General features: G+C 44.7%; 19 protein-coding genes. 3 read left to right on the plus strand and 16 right to left on the minus strand.

Annotated elements, in window-relative coordinates:
* The first annotated feature begins 279 nt into the window (after positions 1 to 279).
* A complete protein-coding gene (locus SPEA_RS14445; RefSeq protein ID WP_041411537.1) occupies positions 280 to 1,125 on the plus strand; it encodes an RluA family pseudouridine synthase in 846 nt (281 codons plus the stop codon).
* An 88-nt stretch (positions 1,126 to 1,213) separates the two neighbouring features.
* Here the strand turns inward: SPEA_RS14445 and SPEA_RS14450 are convergent, their stop codons facing one another.
* Positions 1,214 to 1,954: a cytochrome b/b6 domain-containing protein gene (locus SPEA_RS14450; protein ID WP_012155955.1), complete on the minus strand. Its 741-nt coding sequence runs from the start codon at positions 1,952 to 1,954 to the stop codon at positions 1,214 to 1,216.
* Between the two features lie 206 nt (positions 1,955 to 2,160).
* A complete protein-coding gene (locus SPEA_RS14455) occupies positions 2,161 to 2,826 on the minus strand; it encodes a glutathione S-transferase N-terminal domain-containing protein (protein WP_012155956.1) in 666 nt (221 codons plus the stop codon).
* 204 nt (positions 2,827 to 3,030) lie between these two features.
* On the opposite strand from SPEA_RS14455, the gene SPEA_RS14460 reads away from it, so the two are divergent.
* Positions 3,031 to 3,879 (plus strand): mechanosensitive ion channel family protein, encoded by an 849-nt coding sequence (locus SPEA_RS14460; protein WP_012155957.1) that lies wholly within the window; start codon positions 3,031 to 3,033, stop codon positions 3,877 to 3,879.
* A 75-nt stretch (positions 3,880 to 3,954) separates the two neighbouring features.
* Here SPEA_RS14460 and SPEA_RS14465 read toward each other — a convergent pair whose 3' ends face one another.
* The 8 genes from SPEA_RS14465 to SPEA_RS14495 form a co-directional block, all read right to left on the minus strand.
* Positions 3,955 to 4,404, minus strand: coding sequence for a hypothetical protein (locus SPEA_RS14465; RefSeq protein ID WP_012155958.1), 450 nt, complete (start codon positions 4,402 to 4,404; stop codon positions 3,955 to 3,957).
* 49 nt (positions 4,405 to 4,453) lie between these two features.
* The gene (locus SPEA_RS23450; protein WP_263053335.1) at positions 4,454 to 4,585 is read right to left on the minus strand and encodes a hypothetical protein; all 132 of its coding nucleotides are present in this window, start codon (positions 4,583 to 4,585) and stop codon (positions 4,454 to 4,456) included.
* A 114-nt stretch (positions 4,586 to 4,699) separates the two neighbouring features.
* Positions 4,700 to 5,842, minus strand: coding sequence for a 2-alkyl-3-oxoalkanoate reductase (oleD, locus tag SPEA_RS14470; protein WP_012155959.1), 1,143 nt, complete (start codon positions 5,840 to 5,842; stop codon positions 4,700 to 4,702).
* A gap of 6 nt (positions 5,843 to 5,848) precedes the next feature.
* Entirely contained in the window at positions 5,849 to 7,570 is a 1,722-nt protein-coding gene (gene oleC / locus SPEA_RS14475; protein ID WP_012155960.1) for an olefin beta-lactone synthetase, read from the minus strand.
* Positions 7,571 to 7,575: 5 nt separating this feature from the next.
* Complete coding sequence (locus tag SPEA_RS14480) at positions 7,576 to 8,481, minus strand: alpha/beta fold hydrolase (protein WP_012155961.1); 906 nt, start codon at positions 8,479 to 8,481, stop codon at positions 7,576 to 7,578.
* Between the two features lie 90 nt (positions 8,482 to 8,571).
* Positions 8,572 to 9,621 (minus strand): 3-oxoacyl-ACP synthase III, encoded by a 1,050-nt coding sequence (locus SPEA_RS14485; RefSeq protein ID WP_012155962.1) that lies wholly within the window; start codon positions 9,619 to 9,621, stop codon positions 8,572 to 8,574.
* Positions 9,622 to 9,881: 260 nt separating this feature from the next.
* Positions 9,882 to 11,303, minus strand: a complete 1,422-nt coding sequence (locus tag SPEA_RS14490) for a methyltransferase (RefSeq protein ID WP_012155963.1) — start codon at positions 11,301 to 11,303, stop codon at positions 9,882 to 9,884.
* A gap of 26 nt (positions 11,304 to 11,329) precedes the next feature.
* Positions 11,330 to 12,520 carry a hypothetical protein gene (locus SPEA_RS14495; RefSeq protein WP_012155964.1) on the minus strand — a complete coding sequence of 397 codons (1,191 nt, stop codon included), beginning with the start codon at positions 12,518 to 12,520 and terminating at the stop codon, positions 11,330 to 11,332.
* A 240-nt stretch (positions 12,521 to 12,760) separates the two neighbouring features.
* Here SPEA_RS14495 and SPEA_RS14500 point away from each other — a divergent pair, with 240 nt between their 5' ends.
* Positions 12,761 to 13,012, plus strand: coding sequence for a DUF1289 domain-containing protein (locus SPEA_RS14500; RefSeq protein WP_012155965.1), 252 nt, complete (start codon positions 12,761 to 12,763; stop codon positions 13,010 to 13,012).
* A 46-nt stretch (positions 13,013 to 13,058) separates the two neighbouring features.
* Here the strand turns inward: SPEA_RS14500 and SPEA_RS14505 are convergent, their stop codons facing one another.
* The 6 genes from SPEA_RS14505 to SPEA_RS14530 all read right to left on the minus strand — a co-directional run bounded on the left by SPEA_RS14505 (position 13,059) and on the right by SPEA_RS14530 (position 22,017).
* A complete protein-coding gene (locus tag SPEA_RS14505; RefSeq protein ID WP_041410992.1) occupies positions 13,059 to 13,421 on the minus strand; it encodes a YajD family HNH nuclease in 363 nt (120 codons plus the stop codon).
* Between the two features lie 460 nt (positions 13,422 to 13,881).
* A complete protein-coding gene (locus tag SPEA_RS14510; RefSeq protein WP_012155967.1) occupies positions 13,882 to 15,867 on the minus strand; it encodes a BCCT family transporter in 1,986 nt (661 codons plus the stop codon).
* Between the two features lie 573 nt (positions 15,868 to 16,440).
* On the minus strand, positions 16,441 to 17,151 hold the full coding sequence (gene phoU / locus SPEA_RS14515; protein WP_012155968.1) for a phosphate signaling complex protein PhoU: 711 nt from the start codon (positions 17,149 to 17,151) through the stop codon (positions 16,441 to 16,443).
* A 21-nt stretch (positions 17,152 to 17,172) separates the two neighbouring features.
* Positions 17,173 to 17,991, minus strand: coding sequence for a phosphate ABC transporter ATP-binding protein PstB (gene pstB / locus SPEA_RS14520; protein WP_012155969.1), 819 nt, complete (start codon positions 17,989 to 17,991; stop codon positions 17,173 to 17,175).
* 31 nt (positions 17,992 to 18,022) lie between these two features.
* Positions 18,023 to 19,675, minus strand: a complete 1,653-nt coding sequence (gene pstA, locus SPEA_RS14525) for a phosphate ABC transporter permease PstA (RefSeq protein ID WP_012155970.1) — start codon at positions 19,673 to 19,675, stop codon at positions 18,023 to 18,025.
* A gap of 86 nt (positions 19,676 to 19,761) precedes the next feature.
* Entirely contained in the window at positions 19,762 to 22,017 is a 2,256-nt protein-coding gene (locus SPEA_RS14530; protein ID WP_012155971.1) for an ABC transporter permease subunit, read from the minus strand.
* Between the last annotated feature and the right edge of the window lie 157 nt (positions 22,018 to 22,174).

The raw sequence follows: 22,174 nt of genomic DNA on the forward strand, positions 1-22,174 counted from the left end.
GTCGATGAGGTAATGCCCGCTAAAGAATAAACAACCGATCGCAGCACATTACTAAGATTGAACCTGACTAAACACTTAAATTAAACATTAAGCCTAGCAGTTAGCTTGAACAAGACAATTTGCATTAAATTTTCATCACATTTTAACGTCATTGATCTGCGCTGATAAACATCAATAGGCCTATTCTGAATTAAGTTATCCATAACCATGAGCCAAACGTTCGCTAATCGTGTAAAATTACCAACTTGCTTAACAACATCTTGCTACGAAAATATAATCATGACCCCGTTGAAAATTGAAACTCATATCAAAGTGCATTCTAGTGATACCGATGCAGCAAGTCTGCTCGCAGAAGAAACGGGCTTATCCAAACAAGCTATCAAGCAAGCGATGCAAAAAGGGGCTGTTTGGCATGGCCATGGTAAGCAAACCAACCGACTTCGCCGCGCAAAAAAAGCCTTAAAGGTTGGGGATGAACTACACCTTTACTACAACCAAGCCGTATTAGATGAAACGGTAACCGATGCAGAGCTGTTGTTCGATGAGGAGCAATATAGTGTCTGGTACAAGCCTTTTGGTATGCGTTGTCAGGGCTCGAAGTGGAGCGATCACACTACCATAAATCGCTTTATAGAAACTCAGCTAACCCCGCCACGTAATGCTTATATTATTCATCGACTCGACTTGGCGGCGACAGGCCTTATCGTACTGGGACACACTAAGAAGGTAACTGCTGCTATCGCCCAACTGTTTGAGACCCGTGCATTAGATAAGTTTTATCAGGTGATTGTTGAAGGTAAGTTTCCTGAAGGTCAGGTGACAATTAACACTGATGTCGATAATAAAAAAGCCTTATCCCATGCCCATATCCTGGAGTACAACAGCGAGCTTAACCAGTCGAAAGTACAAGTAAAAATTGAGTCTGGGCGCAAGCATCAAATTCGAATTCATATGGCTAGTCTTGGTCATCCGGTTATTGGTGATCGGCAACATGGCAATGGCAGCGATCTTACGCCTAATCTGCAGCTCACCTCCTGCCATTTAAGCTTTGTCTGCCCTGTTACCGGTGAAGATAAGGTGTTTGAACTACCGCAAAGCTACCGACCTGAGTTTCAAGTACGCTAATATCTACGAGTAAGCGATAAACAAAAGCCCACAAACGTGGGCTTCATATTATCCGTCTCAAGAGGCCACTGTTTTATACAAAAAAGATTTAATTATCTACTGGTTTGTCTTTAAGTCGTTTCTTACCAGAAAACATAGCAGAAACAATACCAGGCTGGTGCTTAAGCTCCGCAATAACCACACCAAGAATATGGATAAGAATCAGCAGCATTAATAGATAAGAACCATAGATATGCACCTTGCCCGCTAAACTCTTATAGGGCTTTAACTGGGCGACTTTTTCTTGGTTAACCCCTGTATCATCATAGGGTTTTAGCGTGACAGCTTCTACGCCATCGGCAGCAATATAGCTAGTGATTGTCGAGCCAAACGGCGGATAAAAGACATCGGTTCCTGCTCTGAATAATCCCGTTGCAGCTATCACAATTAGCAGCACAAATATCGCGCTAACAGCAAGCTTACCTAGTGGGTTATGTCCTAAATACTGTGGATTACCGCCAGACTTTAATGCTTGACTATAATCGCGAGCCGCACTAATACTGGGCAAAATATGAGAGAGTCTGGCAAAACCACTGCCTATAAAGCCCCATAACAAGCGCACAAACAGATTAATAACAAAAAGGTAGCCTATGACAATATGCACCTCTTTAAGTTTAATCTTAGCTGCTAAACCACTTATTCCAAGCTCAGCTTTAAACAGCATGATTAATCCAATAAACATTAACCCGGTGATCAAAATAACATTAACCCAGTGGAAAATACGCACAGGTTTATCCCACACTTGGTAAATGGTTACCGCTTCAGTATTACTTTGTTGCTTCTCACTCATCGACTCCCCCCCCCCCCGAAAATCTTGGTTTACCCACATATGCATAGCTTCAAACTAGTATTGTTATGATACGCCTTTAAACTGTTTTTTCAGTAAATTAAAGTTTATGCATATAAATGAAGAATAACAGACCCCATACATCATGACGCACTAATTTAGTAAATCGCCAGTAGCAATATTTTATCGTGATACTCTGTAACTAGCGCTTATTCAGCCTTAAAAATAACAGGGACATCATTAGCCGACCATAATGGAAATTTCGCCATCACCTTACTAAACATTAGGCTTTGCAAATAACCATTTAGCCAGTTTCTAACTTTTGGATATGGCGAGTTTAAATACCATTGACGCTCGACTCGAGCGAGTTGACGAATAAACGGGATAATAGCTAGATCCGCAAGACTTGGATTGTCAGAAAATAAATATCGATGTTGAAGCAACCTTTGTTCAAGCAGTTGCAAGTATTGCTCGCAGGCCTCACGGCACTCCTGCAGGCTTTCATCATGATAACGCTTTGCGCTGCGATAGATCTCTAGTGAACTTATAAACTCCTCGTCAAACAATTTTATAAGCCTCAACATCTGTTGCTGCTTATTGCTATTGTCGCTAATAAGGTAATTATCAGGATCGTGAGTGCCAAACGCCCAGCGCATTATCTCTAAGCTCTGCTCAAATACCTCACCATTAGGTAACACCAGAACTGGCACGGTCCCCTTCGGCGAAGCCGTTAAAAACTCGACAGGCTTGCTATCTAAGCACAACTCTCGTAACTGTACTGCTTGACCCGATTGGTAAATTGCCATTCTTGCCCGCATCGCATAGGGGCAATTTCGTAGAGAATAAAGCACGGGGTTGATTGATTCAGCACTCATGAAGACTATAGCCCTATCAACAAAGGTAAAAATTAAGTTTAAATCAATACCTACCGAGTAATCTGTCCAGTATTGGCTAACTTGTGTTTTACTGATGATAACCGTAGAGTGACTTCATAATAAGTATTAACGGCTAAATCACTTAGTTACGCTGATTTATTAGCCTACAGTGCAACATTTTAATAATAGTTAGAGAGAGGTATCGTGGATAAGCTCAATATCGCAGTGGAATTTTTGTTAGAGCATAAACTGTTATTAACGATATTAATCATTGTTCTTATTTCGATGATTAAGCGCTTAGTTATCTCTCAAATCCGCGGTGATGTGGCGTTTTTAACAGAAGTTCAGCGAAAATGGATGTCACGCACTAAGAACGGAACCTTTCTTTTAATCATAGTTATCCTGTTTATGCTATGGCAGACGGAGATCAGTAAATTTGCCCTATCCGTTACCGCTATCGCTATTGCGTTCGTTGTCGCATCGAAGGAGATTATTCTCTGCTTTACCGGCTCGATTCAACGAGCCAGCTCACGCTCATTTGTCATTGGCGACTGGATTGAAGTCGGCAAAATTTGTGGTGAAGTGATTGAACACAACTTAATGGCAACCGTTATTCAAGAGATTGATCTGCACCATGGTCAGTATCACTTCACCGGAAAAACCGCGACCCTACCTAACAGTATGTTCTTTAGCTATGCCGTTAAAAACCTTAACTTCATGAAGCGCTATGTCTACCATGACTTTCAAATTACTGTGGTTGAGTTTGTTAATCTATATCCACTGTTCCCTGAATTATATGAGAAGATTGAGGCTCACTGTGAAGAGTTCAGTGAAGTCGCCAAGCGCTATAACAGCGTGATAGAAAAACATGCTGGGGTGGATTTACCTGGAGCAGAACCGCATATCCACATTACCAGTGGCATCAACGGTGAGCAGTTTGTACACATCATGATTTTCTGCCCCACTGAACAGGCGATACACCTAGAGCAGCTTATTCGTGAAGACTTTATGATTGCCTACCATGAGGCGTTTGGTAAAGATAGATTGCTCTAAAAGCTATAATCCCTTGGAAAACGCAGCGGTGCTATGCTGCGTTTATTTCATATCAACAAATACTTATCAGCTTTATCAGTCCAACTTCACCCACAACTCTTGCTCTTTCAGTTCGCCATTTTCAGTGCGCTCTGTACGCCACTCTTTCCCGTCTATGACATAAGTAAAGGCGAAGGACTCTCCAGCTTTGACACCAAATGAGTTCAAATGCGGATATTCAATATAGTCGGCAGCGCTATATTGATAATAGCCCGTGGCAGCTGCCCAAAACTCAAGTTCAGGCTTTGCCTCTGAACCAATATTTTTCATTGTGGTGAAACTAAAATGATTAGCGGAGATCACCTTGATTGCGCTGAGCTTTAAGTCTGCGTATTCAACCCATTGGCCCTTACCATCTAGATACTTGCCGGAAATTAACTTCCAGCTACCAATGAATGGGTTCGCCTTCTCGGCAGCCTTCAAGGGAGTGCAAATCACAACAAACGCCACGAAAATCTGACTTAATAATACCAAAAATGACTTCATAACTCCTCCATGAACCTCAATGCTTTTTAATATCCACTCATATAGCAAATTAATCGTAAACTTCATCTATCCCATCAAGACTCACCCAGTCATAACACCGTGTTTGATAGACCGATACACGCATAGGTTCGCCCACAACCACTACAGAGAGTTGACCGCAGTTACAACTTGCTTTAGCCATAATATATCCTTATATCAGTCAGTTGATAAACAAATCTTATTTTTCCCATAAAAAAACAGCAAATATATTGCTGTTTTTTACGTCCATGAGTTGTGAGTATTAACCTAGTCAGCTTTATTGTAAAGACGCCTTAAGCTGCTCCATCCCTTCGTCAATACTGACTAAAGCCTGATACCCTAGATCCCGCTTAGCCGCGCTAATATCGAAATAATGGCTAGTGGAAAGCTGTCTGGCGACAAAGCGAGTCATGATAGGCTCATCTTTTTTACCCAGCAAAGCGTAAATAGACTCTAGTATACATCCGGCGGCGTAGGCAAGATTAGTCGGTACTCGCTTAGTCACTGGCGGCAAATTTTTACAAGCAAGAATGTTATTAAGCATGGTCGCCATCGTAATCGGTTCATCGTTACTCAAGTAATACGCCTTACCCGCGCAAGCAGCCTGATTAGCATTCTTATCTTCAACCTGTCCTTTACTCACTCCATTACTCAGTGTAAGTGCCGCCAAGATATGAGCATAGGCGGCATTACCCACATAGATGGTATCGACAAGCTTATCTTCACTTCCTACTAGCTTGAGCCTGCCCGCCTCGGCGCGCTCAAGCACTCGTGGCACAAGATGAGGATCATTTGGCCCCCAAATAAGATGTGGTCTTAACGCCGTGGTGCCCAACAGTTTGCCATTAGCTAGCATAGCGCCGTTAGCCGCTAGCATCATCTGCTCGGCAATCGCCTTTGACTCACCGTAATAATTAAGAAACTGCTCTGCATATGGCGCAGACTCGTCATTGCCCACTTCATCCACACCGGCAAAGGTGACGCTCGGTGTACTGGTATAAACTAGGCGCTCAATATTGCATGCCTTACAGGCCTCAATGATGTGACGAGCTCCATCGACATTGGGGGAGAAGTAACTCTTCTTGCTGCCCCAAACCCCGGCTTTCGATGCCACATGAAACACCAGATCACAGCCTTGCATAGCACCAAGCAACGCGCGTTCATCGGCAATATCCCCTTTAACCATTTCAACGCCCATGGCGCTCAATGCTGGGTAGTCACCGCGAGCAAAGCCTATGACCTCGATGCCAGCAGCGAGTAGTCGCTCACAGATAGCTTTACCTAAAAAGCCTCCTGCGCCGGTTACAAAGGCGCGAGTCACATCTTGCTTAAGTGCAAGCAGCGCGGCCTGCTCTTGGGGCAAGAAGTCGTCAAGCTTTGGTGTCTGCGTTGGTGGTTGACTCGTGTTAACCAATGACAAGATGCATTACTCCTTGATCTGCTTTTGTGCCCATACCGCTAACTTTTCACGGAAAATCTTCGCGTTGTGGCGGATATCGACAGGAAAATCTGGATGAATGAGGAAGCGCTCGATACCTTGAGTCTGCAGATGCTGCTCGGCAATCGCTCTTAGCTCACCGTAAAGTACAGCCGACAACGAACAGGCAACTGACTGCTTAAGCTCGATACAGATAAGTGGCGTGACTTTGCCCGCCACCATAACGCCCACCAAAGCACTACGCTTTACATCACTATGAGTATTAAAAATACGCTCACAAGGAATAGAGTAATAACGTTTAGCTGGGTTATTAGTTGCCGGCAAAACATCGGCGTCGACTCTATGAGCCTTGCGGCCGCACATCCACAGCAAACCGTCATTATCGAGATAACCTAAGTCGCCCATACGGTGGCGAATACTGTCACCATCTTGAATTTTTGCCACTTGGGTTGCGCTGTCTCGCTGATAATAGCTGCGGCTCACCATAGGACCTTTAACGACGATTTCACCGATTGAATCTACAGGCAAGCGCAAACAGTCATCCCAATGCTCAACAGGTTGTTCATCAATCTTAATGATGGCGATATCGACTCCATCGACTGCCTTACCGACACAAATTCCGCCGCCGTTATCTGTCGCAGCCGTGGTGTCAAACAGCGCCTGACTTCCTATTTTGCTAATAGGCAGAGATTCGGTCGCACCGTAGGAGTTAAGCACCTCTACGCCATGATTAAGCATCTGACTAAAGCGTTTAATCGATGAGATGGTCGCAGGCGCTCCGGCCGAGATCACCCGCCTGATGCTACTCAGCTTGTGTTGATTGGCTTCACCTGCCGCACCAAGACGCTCAATAAGCGCCGGATTGACGAACATATTACTGCACTGATATTTATCGATGGCGGCAAAGATAAAATCAGGATTGGCGGTAATGGGTTTACTGGCATCCATATCCGGCACGATAGATGCCATGCCTAGAGCTGGGCCAAACAGTGAAAACAGCGGGAAGGTTGCAAGGTCGCGCTCACCAGGCTCGATGGCGTAGTCATGTTTAAGCGCGGTAATTTGCGCCTCAAATATCTTATGGGAATAGACCACACCCTTTGGCGTACCAGTACTGCCGCTGGTAAACAAGATTGCCGCCATGGCATCATCATCGAGCCACTGCATCTTAAAAGGCTTAGTTGTTGCCGAAGGATTAGCTTTCAATAGGCTTTCTAAGCTTGCCGCGCCAGTCAATGCCTGAGCAAAACCGCTGCCCCCCACATTGATCAGATGTTTAACGCTAGACTTGCCCCAACCAAAAAGACGTCTGGCAATGTGCGCCTTGGGAATCCCGATAAAAGCGTCGGGTTTAGCCTCAATAAAACACTGTTTAAGGTTTTTTATCCCCATGCCTGGGTCAACCAAGATTGGAATGATACCAGCCTTAAACAGCGCGAAGGTTAGGCAGAAGAAATCAATGCTAGGCGTGACCATCAATACCGCCTTCATACCAGGCGTTAAGCCGTGGTTCACTAGCGCACTGGCAAGCTCGTCACTTTTGGCGTTAAGAGTTTGAAAGTCCATCTCTTGATAATGTAAGCCACCGACTGATTTGCCATTGGCTTGCTGCACGGCGACCGCCAGCGAGTGTGGAATCGTCTGGGCAGCACTAACTAAATGACGGCACAAATTTGCGCCGTCATTGTTTTGAATCAACTGACTTACCATGGAGTTTAGGCTACCGATTCAGTAGGAGTTTGTTTGTCGGTTTTTGCGATAAAGGCTTGAATATGGCCAATCACTTCATCACTGGCATCTTCCAAAATATAGTGACCACAATCGGCAAACTCGTGCACCTCGGCGTGGGGCATTCTCTGCTTCCACTCAGTTAAGAAGTGCTTATCGAAGACAAAATCTTGCAGACCCCAACAGATCACTGTCGGTACATCTTGGAATTTAGATAGGCTAGCGGCGATATCAGACACCAGCTCATAGTTGCGATCGCCAGGCTTTAACGGAATATCCTGTACAAAACGCAAAGTAGAAATTCGGTTCGCCCAAGAGTTAAATGGTGCAACGTAAGCTTCGCGAATATCTTTATGCATCGGCTTACGCTTAACACCGACATAAGATGCTGCCGATGAGAATGCATTAAAACCACGCACTAACAAGGTACCCAGCATGGTATTACGACAAATTGATAACGCCCATGGGAACGGTTTACTGACGGGTAGATGGAACGCGCCCGTATTAAGGATGACTAAGCGCTTTATGCGCTCAGGGTAACGCGCAGCATACCCCATACCTATCATGCCGCCCCAGTCGTGTACCACTAGGGTGATGTTTTCTTTCACATCTAAGTGCTCGAGTAAAGCTTCTAGATCATCGATACGGTTTTTAAGGGTATAGTCGTAGCCACTGTCATCGGGCTTATCTGATAAGCCACAACCAATGTGGTCAGGTACGATACACTGATGCTTGTCGCTTAAGGCACTAATAAGGTTACGGTAATAAAAAGACCAACTAGGGTTACCGTGAACCATGACCACAGGCTCACCTTGGCCTTCGTTCACATACTGTAGCTTGTTGCCATTTCTGTCTAAATAGTTGCGCTTAAATGGGTGCAGGGTGTCTAGCATGACGTTTCCTATCATTCTTATACTTTAAGGTGTAACTGAGTTAGCCGAGTCAATTAAAAAGCCTACGTGTTAAACGTAGGCTGGTTTCAATTACCACTTAAGGCCTAACATCATGCAGTTTAAACCACTGCCTATGCCTAAGAAGCTCACTTGGTCGCCACTCTTCAAGAAACCTTGATCGTGAGCCATTGCAGCGGTAACAGGCAAAGATACCGTGCCCATGTTGCCGAGTAGCTTATAGGTTGGGAATTCTTTCTCTTCAGGGATATTTAGCGCACTCAAGACATTACGACGGTTTGAAGCGCCAACCTGATGACAGATCACCTTATCGACTTGTTCAACCAGCCAATTACGCTGCTCAAGGAAGTGACTCCAAGTATGACGAGCAAGCTCAACGCCTTCTTTAAGTAATGCCACACCATTAGTGCGCATAAACTCGCGATAAAGCTGCGGCCCCGCCTCCTCTAAGCCCCACTGACACAAGTCGTAGTGCTCAGGTGCTGACAAGTGACTAGCCCCAAGAAGTTGATGATGACGGTTACCCTTGAGATCTAAACTGCCATCGGTAAGCAACACGGCTACAGCGCCTGAGCCACCAGTTAAGGTAGCCAGAGACTGGGCGTAATTTTGCATCGTTGGCTCAGCCAGCATCTTATCGATTGTGATGTCGACGATATGGCGAGCCGACTCACAAGAAACCACTAGGCCAGCTTTAATTTGACCAAGCTCGATACGATTCGCGATATCTAAAATGCCTGAAAGCACACCAAGACAAGCGTTGCTGATATCATAAATCGCAGTGTCTTTTGACACGCCAAGCTTGGCTGCAATACGACACGCCGTCGCGGGCTCGTGTTGATCACGACACACTCCGGTATAGACAACGGCGCCAAGATCGCTGATCTGTACGCCGGTTTCATCGATAGCCTTATGGGCTGCGGCTAAAGCGCCATCAGATAAGCGATGCCCTTTAGGCCACCAGCGTCTTTCATGGATCCCAGTTAAGGCTGCAAGCTGCCCCATCGGAATACGAAACTTTTGGTATAAAGGCGCTAACCGAGATTCTAGCTCCGAAGTCGACACAACTTCAGGCGCTAACTCGTAGGCCATACTATTAATAAAAACGCGGGAATATTTCATGAAACTGCTTTTAGTCGCTCACAAGATTGGCAAATTTACAGCCTATCGAGATAATTATTTATTATTAACCAGCCATTTGAGCAAGAAAAAGCGGATGATTCAATAAAAAACCTCATTACTGAGATGTTTTAATCCAATCGAACCTAGGCTTTACTCGTAAAATGGCGTCACTCTGGCGGCGGATTCAATCACAGCTAACTTAATTACAACTTAATAAACAATTTGTTACGACAAGATTAAATTAAGTATCGCTGTAAATTCTATTTAAATGCGTAAATTAACGCGTTTCGCGGCGTAATACTGTTTGAACAAAATTCACTCAAATTAACCTGGTAACCTTGCTCTTGAAGAAAGCAGACTCTGTCGAGTAATAACCACTGCTCAAGTAGCGCCCTGAAAAGATGGGCCACCAGATCGATTCGTCGAGTTAAGCGCTGACGCTGCTCGCCAGTAACTTGATAAGCTTGAAAATCGAGATCAGTTGCTAATCTTAACCCCTTCGACTCAGCCGCCCACAGGCAAAAGTCCTCAAACTCTCCATTTAACTGACTCTGCTTTACTGCTGGAACTGGCAGGTATTCATTGCATCCGCGTACCTTACGCTGCAACGCATCAAAACCTAAACGCCAAGCCATCTCCTGTAATCTATAGCCTTTGTGCTTATCATTGGCGATAACGCTTTGCTGCAAGGGAAGCTGCAAGTCGGCACGATTCAATGTAAGGGCACTGGCTTTGGCTATTTGTGATAACGGCTGGTACTGCTTAGCTTGAATTAAATGGTAACAACAAGGAGAGATCACCAATTGCTTAGTGCCCGCCTCGCTAGCATGTTGCAGCAACTTTACATGTAAGTCGCCACAAGCATGCAACGCAACCGCAAGCTGCTCAGTGTGTAACTGCTCACTTTGCCCAGCAAAAGCATCGGCGCAAATAAAGGTTTGCGGCAGCTGCCATTTAGCCGCAAACAGCTCGCCTGCTTCACATAGGCTTTGCTGCCACTCAAGACTCACCACCTCTCGATGATGCGCTTTGGCAATCAAGCGCCCCAAATGCCCTTTTCCAGCGCACCACTCCAGTACAGGAGTATTATCGCGAGGCAGTTTAGCAACAAAGGCATTAATCTGCTGCCATTTACGACCTTTAATGTGGGCGCAGAAATGGGGCTCATCCTCGGCACAGAGCAATGCTTTGGCATTATCAATTACCGATCCGCAAGACTTTACCCCAATGGCTGACTCCGCAAGCAACCCTAAAGGCCACTGAATACCCTTTGCATCTAAATCTGCTGTCAATGCTGGCAACAGTGCTTCATTGAGCTTCTGCTGACTGGCATCAATAGCGTCGAGAGAGTCATCACTTAGCAACCATACCGCCTCGGCCAAATTGGGAAAGCCCTCACTCCAAGGTAAGCATTCACACTCGAAGCTGCGACAACGCCATAGCGCTTGGCTTTGAGTTAGGAAGCTATCAATACGCTTAAGCTTTTTCGCGGGATCTTCTGCATTACAAGCGCTTATGCTTGGTTTCAGCCTAGATTTCTGCTTAAGTTTAGGATTAAGTTTCTGCATAGTTTGTTGAGTCAGTTCTTGTATTGGGGTTATTTTCATTGTCAATAATTGAAGCGTATACTGGCAGTAAGCACAGCCGTAAACAAAACGAGCACCATCATAGGTGCTCGTCATTTTAACATGTGAAGGCCAATATGCCTTTAGGCTTTTTGCTCTTGGCTAATATTAGTACTAGTACTGCTACTCGCTTGCTTCTTCAGCTGCATGCGCTTACCCAACCAAACACCAAGACCTAGCGGAGCAAAGAACACCACCACTAAGAAGAGTACAAAGTATAAAATCAGGCTCTTTAAGGTTTTAGTAATTTCTTGGAACACCACTTCAACCGTATGCTGAGATAACTGCTCTAAATCAACAGCAACAGCGGCACGCTCACGAGCGACCATAGTTTCAAGCGCCATACGCTCATTTTTTACCATCAGCTCTAGTGCCTGACGCTCAACCGACAACTGCTTTAGTTTATCATCAGTATCGACGCTAAGCTGCTCAAGTAGTGGGCTTAATTCACGGCGCATATCGACCGCTAAGGTCTGCATCATCTCAGGGCTTTGCGCCATTAGCTGCTGGAACTTAGCCGAGGTATCACTGATGCTCATTAAGGTGCGCTGAATTTCATCGGCGTTGATGTTTGAATGCAGGGCATACAGCTCGGCCTTCCAGCCTAAGATTTTAGGCATCTGCTCGGCTATCATCGCCATTCTATCAGAGATATCGCTCATCACTTCTGGCACTGTACCAAAAGTGGTAATGGCATCAAACTCACTGATTTGATGGAACTCTAGCCAATCGGTAAAGGCTGACTCACGGGCAAAAGCCATGTCTTTTATGGGGTGACTGGCAACATACTGCTTCACAAACTCTTGATTCTTCTTGAAGTTTTCAGCACCAAAATTCTTAATCGTGCGCTCAAATTGATCGCGCAATTTAATACTGGCATCCACGGCGACCTGTTGCTGTTCAGCGAATAGGTTCTTACCCGCTCCCGTCTCAAAGAACTGCGCCATCTGCTCGGTAAATACCCAAGTGTCTACCATCGCCGCCGTCGGTGAGGATTGGAAAATTGTATGTTGCAGGTTTTGCTCGGCATTAATTTTCCACATCAAGGTATTAGACTTAATCGGAATACTATCGGTATTGCGCTCAATAAGATCGGCAGAGCTCTCTACTTGACTATAAAAAACCGTACTGAAATCACGGCTAAATACCCGCATATTAAGCTGATCTTTTGGTAATGGCTCGATACCACTTTCCAACTTAATTTCTAACAGTGAACAGGCGCTTGTCAGTGTTGCCACAACAGCTAACAAACAAAAGCGAAACAGCGCTTTCATAATTCCTCCAGAAAACACACAATTCATTGAATATTTTGGTAAAACACACCTAATAAATAATTCTAACACTGCGAATCAACAATACCTATCGCTATGTCTACTATCCCCTATTAACAACTCTGATGAATGGAGCTTATAGGCTCTACCCATTTGTCGTTTAAATGAGTTTCACTTGTAAGCTAATTCTAGCTAACTTAAAATCTGCCGCAAATTCGAACAACAAATGTCATATCGAGCTTTATGAAGCAATCACCTTGTGTAGCCAAATGTGGCCTAAATGATGAAGATTATTGTATGGGCTGCTATCGCCATATCGATGAGATAGTCGGTTGGGGAAGTGCCAGCGATGAGCGAAAAGCGCAGATCTGGCAAAATCTGGCCGAACGAAAAGCATTGATGCAAGGCGGAGAAAACAGTGCCATTTTAAGTCGTGCTAAATGGTTAGAGGCTGAGAAAAGGTTGAAGCCTGCAGAGTCAGACGAAATCAGCTAGATAGTAAAAGAGCCGCTATATGCGGCTCTTTTACTATCTAGCGGTATTACTTTTTCAGCATACTCTTTAAATCCGCGAACGGATTATAAGTCGCTGCTTCCACTTTTGTTTCAGTGGTTGAACCGTATTGAATCAACTCTTCAAACTTTGAGTGTTCGTTGTCATGACAATAAAGACACAATAACTCCCAGTTAGAGCCATCTGATGGGTTATTATCGTGGTTATGATCACGATGATGTACCGTCAACTCTCTTAGGTTGGCATTGTTAAATTCACGAGTACAACGACCACAAACCCATGGATAGAGTTTAAGTGCCTGTTCGCGATAACCGACTTCACGCTTAGCCTTATATTCTCTAGCCTCAGCCAATACTCTATCTAACTTACTTTGCCCTTGATTGGTCGACATGCTCTTTCTCATTTAAAGTGTGTTACCTAGAGCCAATTGTACCACTGACTCTAGGAAAATTTCACCGCAATTTACTGACTAACATTTTGCCAATAATGACAGATTAACGTTTTCCCCATAACTTACTGACTAACATTTTACCAATAATGACAGATTAACGTTTTACCCATAACTTACTGACTAACATTTTGCCAATAATGACAGATTAACGTTTTACCCATAACTTACTGACTAACATTTTGCCAATAATGACAGATTAACGTTTTACCCATAACTTACTGACTAACATTTTGCCAATAATGACAGGTTAACGTTTTACCCATAACTTACTGACTAACATTTTACCAATAATGACAGATTAACGTTTTACCCATAACTTACTGACTAACATTTCGCCAATAATGACAAATTAACGTTTTACCAATACTTACTGACTAACGTTTTTGCCAGTCATGTCAGACTAAGCGTTAGTTTCACTGCTTAAATACTCTGAACTTGATAAATGCAGGTAATGTAAGTATTTCTCATACTGAGTCACTACATCTGCCAGGATCTGTTCTTGAGTAAAGCCCATCACGTCATAGTGTTGACCGCCGTGCTCAAGGAAGACTTCTACGCGGTAGTAGAAGTTATCACCATCATCATTGCTAACGTCACTGTCTAACGGATTAGAGATGGTATAGGCACGAATACGTAGGCCATACACGAAGTCATTATGCTCTTCACTATGGACCACAAAACGCACACGATTGTCGAAGTTTAAGATCTCCGCCGAAATCGAGCGACTTAGGAAGCTTTCACATACTTTTGATAATGCTGGCTGCGCCACCTTATCTAAGAAATCTTGGGCTTCTTGCTGGCTTGGGTGAGACAGCAATACGTCAATATGCGATTCCCAACTTACGTTGGTCTTAGTGAACTGCACGCTAGTATTGTGAGACTGAACACTGTTGATCTTCAACCAATCGTCTTTAAGCGCTTTGTATAGGCCAAAACACATCAATAGCATAACGATTAAGAAAGGTAGCGCACTGGCAATCGCCGCGGTTTGCAGGGCTTGTAAACCACCGGCTAGCAATAGAACCGATGCCACAACACCTTGCATTAAGGCCCAGAAAATACGCTGCCATACTGGTGCGTTATGATCGCCGCCCGATGTCAGGTTATCAATAACCAAAGAGCCTGAGTCGGATGATGTCACGAAGAAAGTAACAACTAAACAAAGTGCAATCGTCGACAGCAAGGTTGAGAACGGTAAATGCTCAAAAAACACGAACAGAGCAACCGAGACATCAGATGCTACAGCGTCAGACAGATAGGTTCCGCCATTTGAAATCACATCAATAGCGCTATTACCAAAGCCTGTCATCCACAGGAAGGTCAGCGCAGACGGTACAAACAAGACACCCACTAAGAATTCACGAATGGTACGACCACGAGAAACACGAGCAATAAAAGTACCGACAAATGGAGACCATGAGATCCACCAGCCCCAGTAAAGTAGCGTCCAACCACCAATCCAGTCATTCTTCTGCTCATAGGCATATAAGTTAAACGTCTTACCGACGATATCACTTAAATACGCACCGGTGTTTTGTACAAATGCTTGCAGTAGTTCAACCGTTGGACCAAATACAAGCACAAACAATAGCAATAATACCGCTAGCAGAAGGTTTAATTCACTTAAGCGCTTAACACCCTTGTCTAAGCCTGAGAACACTGACACAGTCGCAATTAGACAGACACCGATAATTAAGCAAACTTGTACCGTAGTGCTAACTGGCACACCTAACAGGTAGTTAAGGCCAGAGTTAAGCTGTAGTACACCAAAGCCGAGTGAAGTCGCTACACCGAACATGGTACCGAGTACCGCAAAAGTATCGACGGCATGACCAATTGGGCCGTAGATCTTATCGCCAATTAACGGGTATAAGGCACTTCTAGGCAGTAAAGGCAGTTTATGACGGTAGGAGAAGTACGCCAAACTTAATGCCACAACAGCATAGATAGCCCAAGCATGAACACCCCAATGGAAAAAGGTGATCTTCATGGCATCTTTTGCCGCTTGAATGGTCAATGGATCCGCATCTGGCGGAGACATGTAGTGCATCACAGGCTCTGCCACACCGAAGAACATCAAGCCGATACCCATACCGGCTGAAAACAGCATTGCGATCCAGCTTTTATAGGTGTAATCAGGCTCAGCATGATCAGGGCCTAACTTGATATCGCCAAAGCGGCTCACCATCACGAAGATGATAAAGATAAGAAATACCGCTACGCCCAAGATGTAGAGCCAGCCAGCTTTAAGCTCGAACCATGATTGAGCTGTTTTGAATACATCTTGTGACTGAGTGGGCCAAATGGCGCAAACTGCAACCATTAAGGTGATTAAAATGACTGAGGAGAAAAAAACAGGTGGATTAATACTCGATTTTATCGACATATAGTTACCGCGATTAATGAAGTACACGCACTAATTCTAGCTTTACGTGACAAGGCCGCCAGAGATAAAAGCGTATTAGCTAATATCAGAATACACTGGTGGGATTATTTTTTTGTTGTTAAACCCGTAAGTGATACTCACCTTAAGAATGTTTATAAAACCTAGAGGCTTATCTTGGATATAGATGAGGCTTTTGATTAATTAACATCTATTTACCAATTATGATAAATAAATACCTTATGTCGAGTAACCAAGGTCAACTAAAACATAAGCACTTACTTACCGTGAAAGGCACACAAATCACATTGAATAGCTAAACCCTAGAATGCCCTTTTAAAGGGTAGTTCAGCTATTAAATAGAATTTGATGTACGGGTTATAACAACACAATATTTACTTACACCATACATTATTTCCCGACTTAATGATTTCGTCTATAGCGCATAAACAGAAAAAGCAGCTTATCGCTGCTTTTTTGTATAAGTTAAGTCAACATTTAATGAGAAATGTGAACCTAATCCCACTGCTATTTTTTAACATTTAGCTTGGATTGAAAAACAAATGCTCAAAAACCTTAAAGATTGAGGTCTTTTTCCATCTCTTCATAAGAGATATGGCGCACATCTTTACCCTTAACATAATAGATAATGTACTCACAAATATTCTGACAACGGTCACCCACACGCTCTACGGCACGGGCAGCCCAAAGTACATCTAAGACTTCAGGAATTGAACGCGGATCCGCCATCATGTAGGTCATCAACTGACGAATTATGCCTTCATATTCTTTATCTAGTTTAGTGTCTTCTTTATGCAGCTCAAATGCCACATCGGCATCCATCCGTGCCAGTGCATCGAGGGTCAAGTGCAAAGTGCGGGTAGCATGACGTCCCATGTTTTCGATACTGACAAGCAGCGGTTGCTGATTCTTAGAGCGTTTATCCATTGCCGCTCTAGCAATCTTCACGCAGGCATCACCAATGCGTTCGAGATCGGTAATAGTTTTAGAAATGGCTAACACTAGACGCAAATCGCTAGCCGCTGGCTGGCGCTTAGCAATGATACGAGCACACTCTTCATCAATTGCCACTTCCATGCCATTTACCTTGTGATCGCCATCTATCACCTTTTGAGCAAGTTCGGCATCCAGAGCGCTTAACGCATCTAATGACTGCTCAAGTTGACGCTCAACCAAGCCACCCATTGCCAGCACACGATTGCGAATATCATCCAGCTCAGCGTTAAACTGACCCGAGATATGTTTGTTTAAATTCATGTTTTCCATTGCAGTCATTCCCTATCTCTATTAACCGTAACGGCCAGTAATGTAATCTTCGGTCTTCTTCTGCTTAGGCGTGGTAAATATGGTGTTAGTATCAGCATATTCAATGAGTTCGCCCATATACATAAATGCAGTTTGATCCGATACCCGCGCAGCCTGTTGCATGTTGTGCGTCACAATCACCACGGTATATTTAGATTTAAGATCGGTGATCAATTCTTCAATGGTCAAGGTTGAAATCGGATCCAGTGCCGATGTGGGCTCATCAAGCAGTAAGACCTCAGGCTCAATAGCAATGGCACGAGCAATCACTAGACGCTGCTGCTGACCACCCGACAAACCAAAGGCGTTGTCGTGTAACCTGTCTTTCACTTCATCCCAGATTGCAGCGCCGCGCAATGAGCGCTCAGCCGCATCATCGAGTTCACGGCGATTATTCACCCCTTGCAGACGCAACCCGTACACCACGTTCTCGTAGATTGATTTAGGGAATGGATTCGGGCGCTGGAATACCATGCCGACATTACGACGAAGCGCTGCAACATCGACCCTCTTATCGTAAATATTCTGTCCATGTAACATGATCTCACCACCAATATGGCAGTTGTCGACCAAGTCATTCATGCGGTTGATGCAGCGCAGTAGCGTCGATTTACCACAACCACTCGGGCCGATGAATGCGGTCACCTTTTTCTTAGGGATCTTCATCGACACATCAAACAGTGCCTGCTTGTCACCATATTTAAGATCTAGGTTACGGATCTCTAGGGCTGTTTGTTCTGGTGTTAAGTTTTCTAGGTCTAGCATATCTGTCTTCATTACCGATTGATCTATTGAAATCATGTTCTTTCCTACTGCTTAGGATAATCGTCAATTAGTGCTCAAGCGAACGATATTTTTCGCGTAAGTGGTTTCGTACACCGATGGCGGTTAAATTAAGTGCCACAATTACCGAGACCAAAAGGAATGAAGTAGCGTATACCAATGGACGCGCTGCTTCTACGTTAGGGCTTTGGAACCCAACATCATAGATGTGGAAACCTAAGTGCATAAACTTACGTTCTAGATGCACAAATGGGAAATTCATGTCGATTGGCAGTGTCGGCGCAAGCTTAACCACACCTACCAACATTAAGGGGGCAACCTCACCCGCTGCACGGGCAACAGCCAAAATCAAACCCGTCATAATAGCAGGGCTCGCCATAGGGATAATAATACGCCACAGCGTTTCAGCCTTAGTCGCGCCGAGTGCCAAGCTACCTTGGCGAACTGAGCTTGGAATACGGCTCAAACCTTCTTCCGTCGATACAATCACCACCGGCAAAGTTAAAATAGCCAGGGTCAGTGCTGACCAGATCACCCCAGGTGAGCCAAATGTCGGAGCGGGTAGCGCTTCAGGGTAGAACAACTGATCTAGCGTGCCACCAAACATATAGACAAAGAAACCTAAGCCAAATACGCCGTACACAATTGATGGTACACCAGCTAAGTTAATTACCGCGATGCGGATCATCTTAGTCACAGGGCCTTTTTTAGCGTATTCGTGTAAGTAGATAGCGGCGATAACACCAAATGGCGTCACGATAACCGCCATCAGCATCACCATAAATACGGTGCCGAAAATCGCAGGGAAGACACCACCCTCGGTGTTTGCTTCTCGCGGGTCATCACTGACAAATTTGCCCACACCAATAAACCAGTGGCCGATTCTCCCCATAAGGCCCAATCGGTTGGCGTAGGTCACATCTAAGATGGTATCTAGCTTAAGTGTCACTTCTTCGCCGCGCATATCGCGAATAACGACTGAATCTCTGCCCGCTTGTGTCTTAAGGGCGAAGAACTCTTTCTCTACAACAAGGTATTCGGCGTTGAGCTTGGCGCTGGCCGCTTCAATCTCTGCTTTGCGAGTCTCAGTTAACGCGTTATCCAGCTCATAACGACGTGACTTTAGGCGTAGATTCTCAAGCTCATAGTTAATCGAGCCAATCACTCCTTTTTGTATATCGAGCGCTTCATCGTTAAGCTCAACGGCGCGATTTATATGGGACTGAAAATCAGCCTCGATATCTTGTGAGGCTAAACGCTTGCCATCTTCGATAATCGCCACAGGGAAACCATAAAAATCACCATTTTTACTGCGCTCGATTACCGCAATGTTTTCAGGCTGTGAGCGAGATATGATATCTGTTGCCAAAATCCAGCGGAAATCTAGACCGACAAACTCACGGTTACCCGTCTTGATCAAATAACGTGTGATGTTCTCACCGACTTCTGTGTCGAACTTATGTCCAGCGGCAAGTAAACGCTCTGTTGGGACTTCTTCTTTATCGTAGATTTCACCAATAAGTGTGTAACGCTCGCCTTGCTGGTTCTTCATCTCCCACTGATAAATATCTGCAGGCCAGAAGTAACTCAGACCACGCCAGGCTATTAGTAGCAACAATCCAAGCACCGCGATCAAACACACGCTTACCGCGCCACTGGTCATCCAAATCCAAGGAGAACCAGACTTAAACCACTTACCCATTAGCTAAACCTCTTAAGGCTACTGCCGAAATAGCATTTAGTGAAATTGTATTAAACATCATTTTCTTATCATCCATAACAATGGGGTTAAAGTGAGCTGTAACGTTCACGTAGACGCTGTCTCACTACTTCCGCAATCGTGTTGAAGAAGAATGTAAAGATAAATAAAACAAAGGCCGCCAAGAACAACACCCGATAGTGGGAGCTACCAATGGCAGATTCTGGCATCTCTACCGCGATGTTTGCAGCAAGGGTTCTCATCCCCTCGAACACACTCCACTCCATAATCGCAGTGTTACCTGTCGCCATCAGCACAATCATGGTCTCACCGACAGCGCGCCCAAGCCCCATCATTACCGCAGAGAAAATACCTGGGCTTGCGGTAAGTAACACTACACGCGTCAGGGTCTGCCAGGTCGTTGCACCTAGTGCTAGACTACCGTTTGATAGGTGACGCGGTACAGAGAACACCGCATCTTCTGCGATAGAGAAAATCGTTGGGATAACCGCGAAGCCCATGGCAATCCCCACCACCAAGGCATTACGCTGATCAAAGGTGATCCCGAGCTCGTTAGTGATAAACATACGGGTATCACCATCGAATAGAGCCAGCTCAAGACTTGGGCTAATCGCAAATGAGAACCAACCGATAAAGATAATCACAGGCAAGAGTATCAGCTCTTGATAAGTCTCAGGCAGACGTTGCTTCCACTTGCCAGGCATCTTGTGCCAAGCAAACGCCGTACTTAAAATTGACACCGGAAGCAGTATCAATAAGGTGAGTATTCCAGGTAAATTATTTTCGATGAGAGGGGCTAACCAGAGGCCAGCTAAGAAGCCCAAGATAACCGTGGGTAAAGCCTCCATAATCTCAATGGTTGGCTTAACAATAGCGCGCACTTTCGGCGACATGAAGTAAGCGGTATACACGGCGCCAGCAATGGCTAACGGCGTAGCAAATAACATGGCGTACAAGGCGGCTTTCATTGTACCAAAAGCCAGCGGCATAAGGCTTAACTTAGCTTCGAAATCGTCAGAGCCCGAAGTAGACTGCCACACATACATAGGCTCAGGGTAACCTTCGTACCACACCTTCTCCCACATTGCGCTCCAAGATACTTCAGGGTGAGTATTGGATACGCTAAATAAGTTAAGCTTACCGTCGGCTTCAACGATTAGCGCATTTGAACGTGGACTAAAGCCAACTGTACCAGGGTTATTAAGATTGAAGTTCTCAGAGAATAGCTTTCTCTCACTGGTGGTATAAAGCAGGCTTAGGTCGCCATCTTCTGTAATGGTGACAAAGCTCTTACGATAAAACTCAGAGGCCACACTTTTAATGTCGCCCTTGCCTTTAAACTCTCGTATTTCTTGATATTGACGCCCTTGATCTCCATTCACCTGAAAATACTGCTGCACTAGGCCTGTGTCGTAACTCACCAGTAATGAGCTCGCCCCAGCCAATAGGGTCACATTCGATACTTTGGCGTTCGCGCGTCCTAATGACAGAACTTGACTCAGCTGCACCTCTTCTGCATCACGAATATCGTAGATGAACAGTTTATTATCAGAACTTAAAATCAACTGACGTTGATCTGGCGTCATTAACTGTTGTTGTACATTCACTGGTGAGTCAGGAATGGTACTGTTGTAAGACACCCACTCCACCTCTTCTGTCATCATATTCTCTTCACCTTCTTGGCGAGAGAGATGCCAGACTTTATCGTCGGTTTGATACACGAAACTCATTTTGTCGCTACTGTAATCAAACACTAAGTTGTTTAATGCCCGCCCTTGAGAGTCCACGGTTAACGGTTCATTACCGTTAGAGAAGCGAAGTCTTGGTGTGATCAAACGCTTATCGTCAGGATAAGTCACCCCAAATTCGACACCCGCAATAATCACCTGACCATTATTCAAGCCCAGAGCAAAACGTTGCTCACTCGGCACGGCTGTAGAGCTGCTTACCACATGAGTGCCCGCGGGCGTATTAATTTGCTCACTTCTTAATAGCTGAGAAGTATGCGTATCATAAAAATCAACCTTACCGAGTTGTGACACTCGATACATAATTTCATTTTGTTCGTCGCTACCGACCATTAATGCTGGTTTGTTGTCGTGATACTCAGCACTCACAACAGGCGAAACTTCTGCACTATCGAAGATTGGCTTTACCACATAAAGTAGATAAAAGAAGATCAGTAGCAGCGCGACAAATACCATGGTTCCACCTACGGTGACACCGATTTGGGCTGCTTTATCCTTGATTGCTCTGCGCGAAGTACCATTGTTTATCAATAGGTGTTTCGCAGCAGGTCCAGGCTGAGAGACCTGAGTTTCCATTAAGAACCTCGATTATTATAAAGCCAGTCAAATTTTAACTGGGATTGTATTAACGACTATGTTAACACTAGGGTTATAAACAACATCTACGCACGCGTATTTTAATGTTGAGCATTATATGACGCAAAAATGACACTAGTGTTACAGCGATGAACTA

The sequence above is a fragment of the Shewanella pealeana ATCC 700345 genome (assembly GCF_000018285.1).
Classification (GTDB): domain Bacteria; phylum Pseudomonadota; class Gammaproteobacteria; order Enterobacterales; family Shewanellaceae; genus Shewanella; species Shewanella pealeana.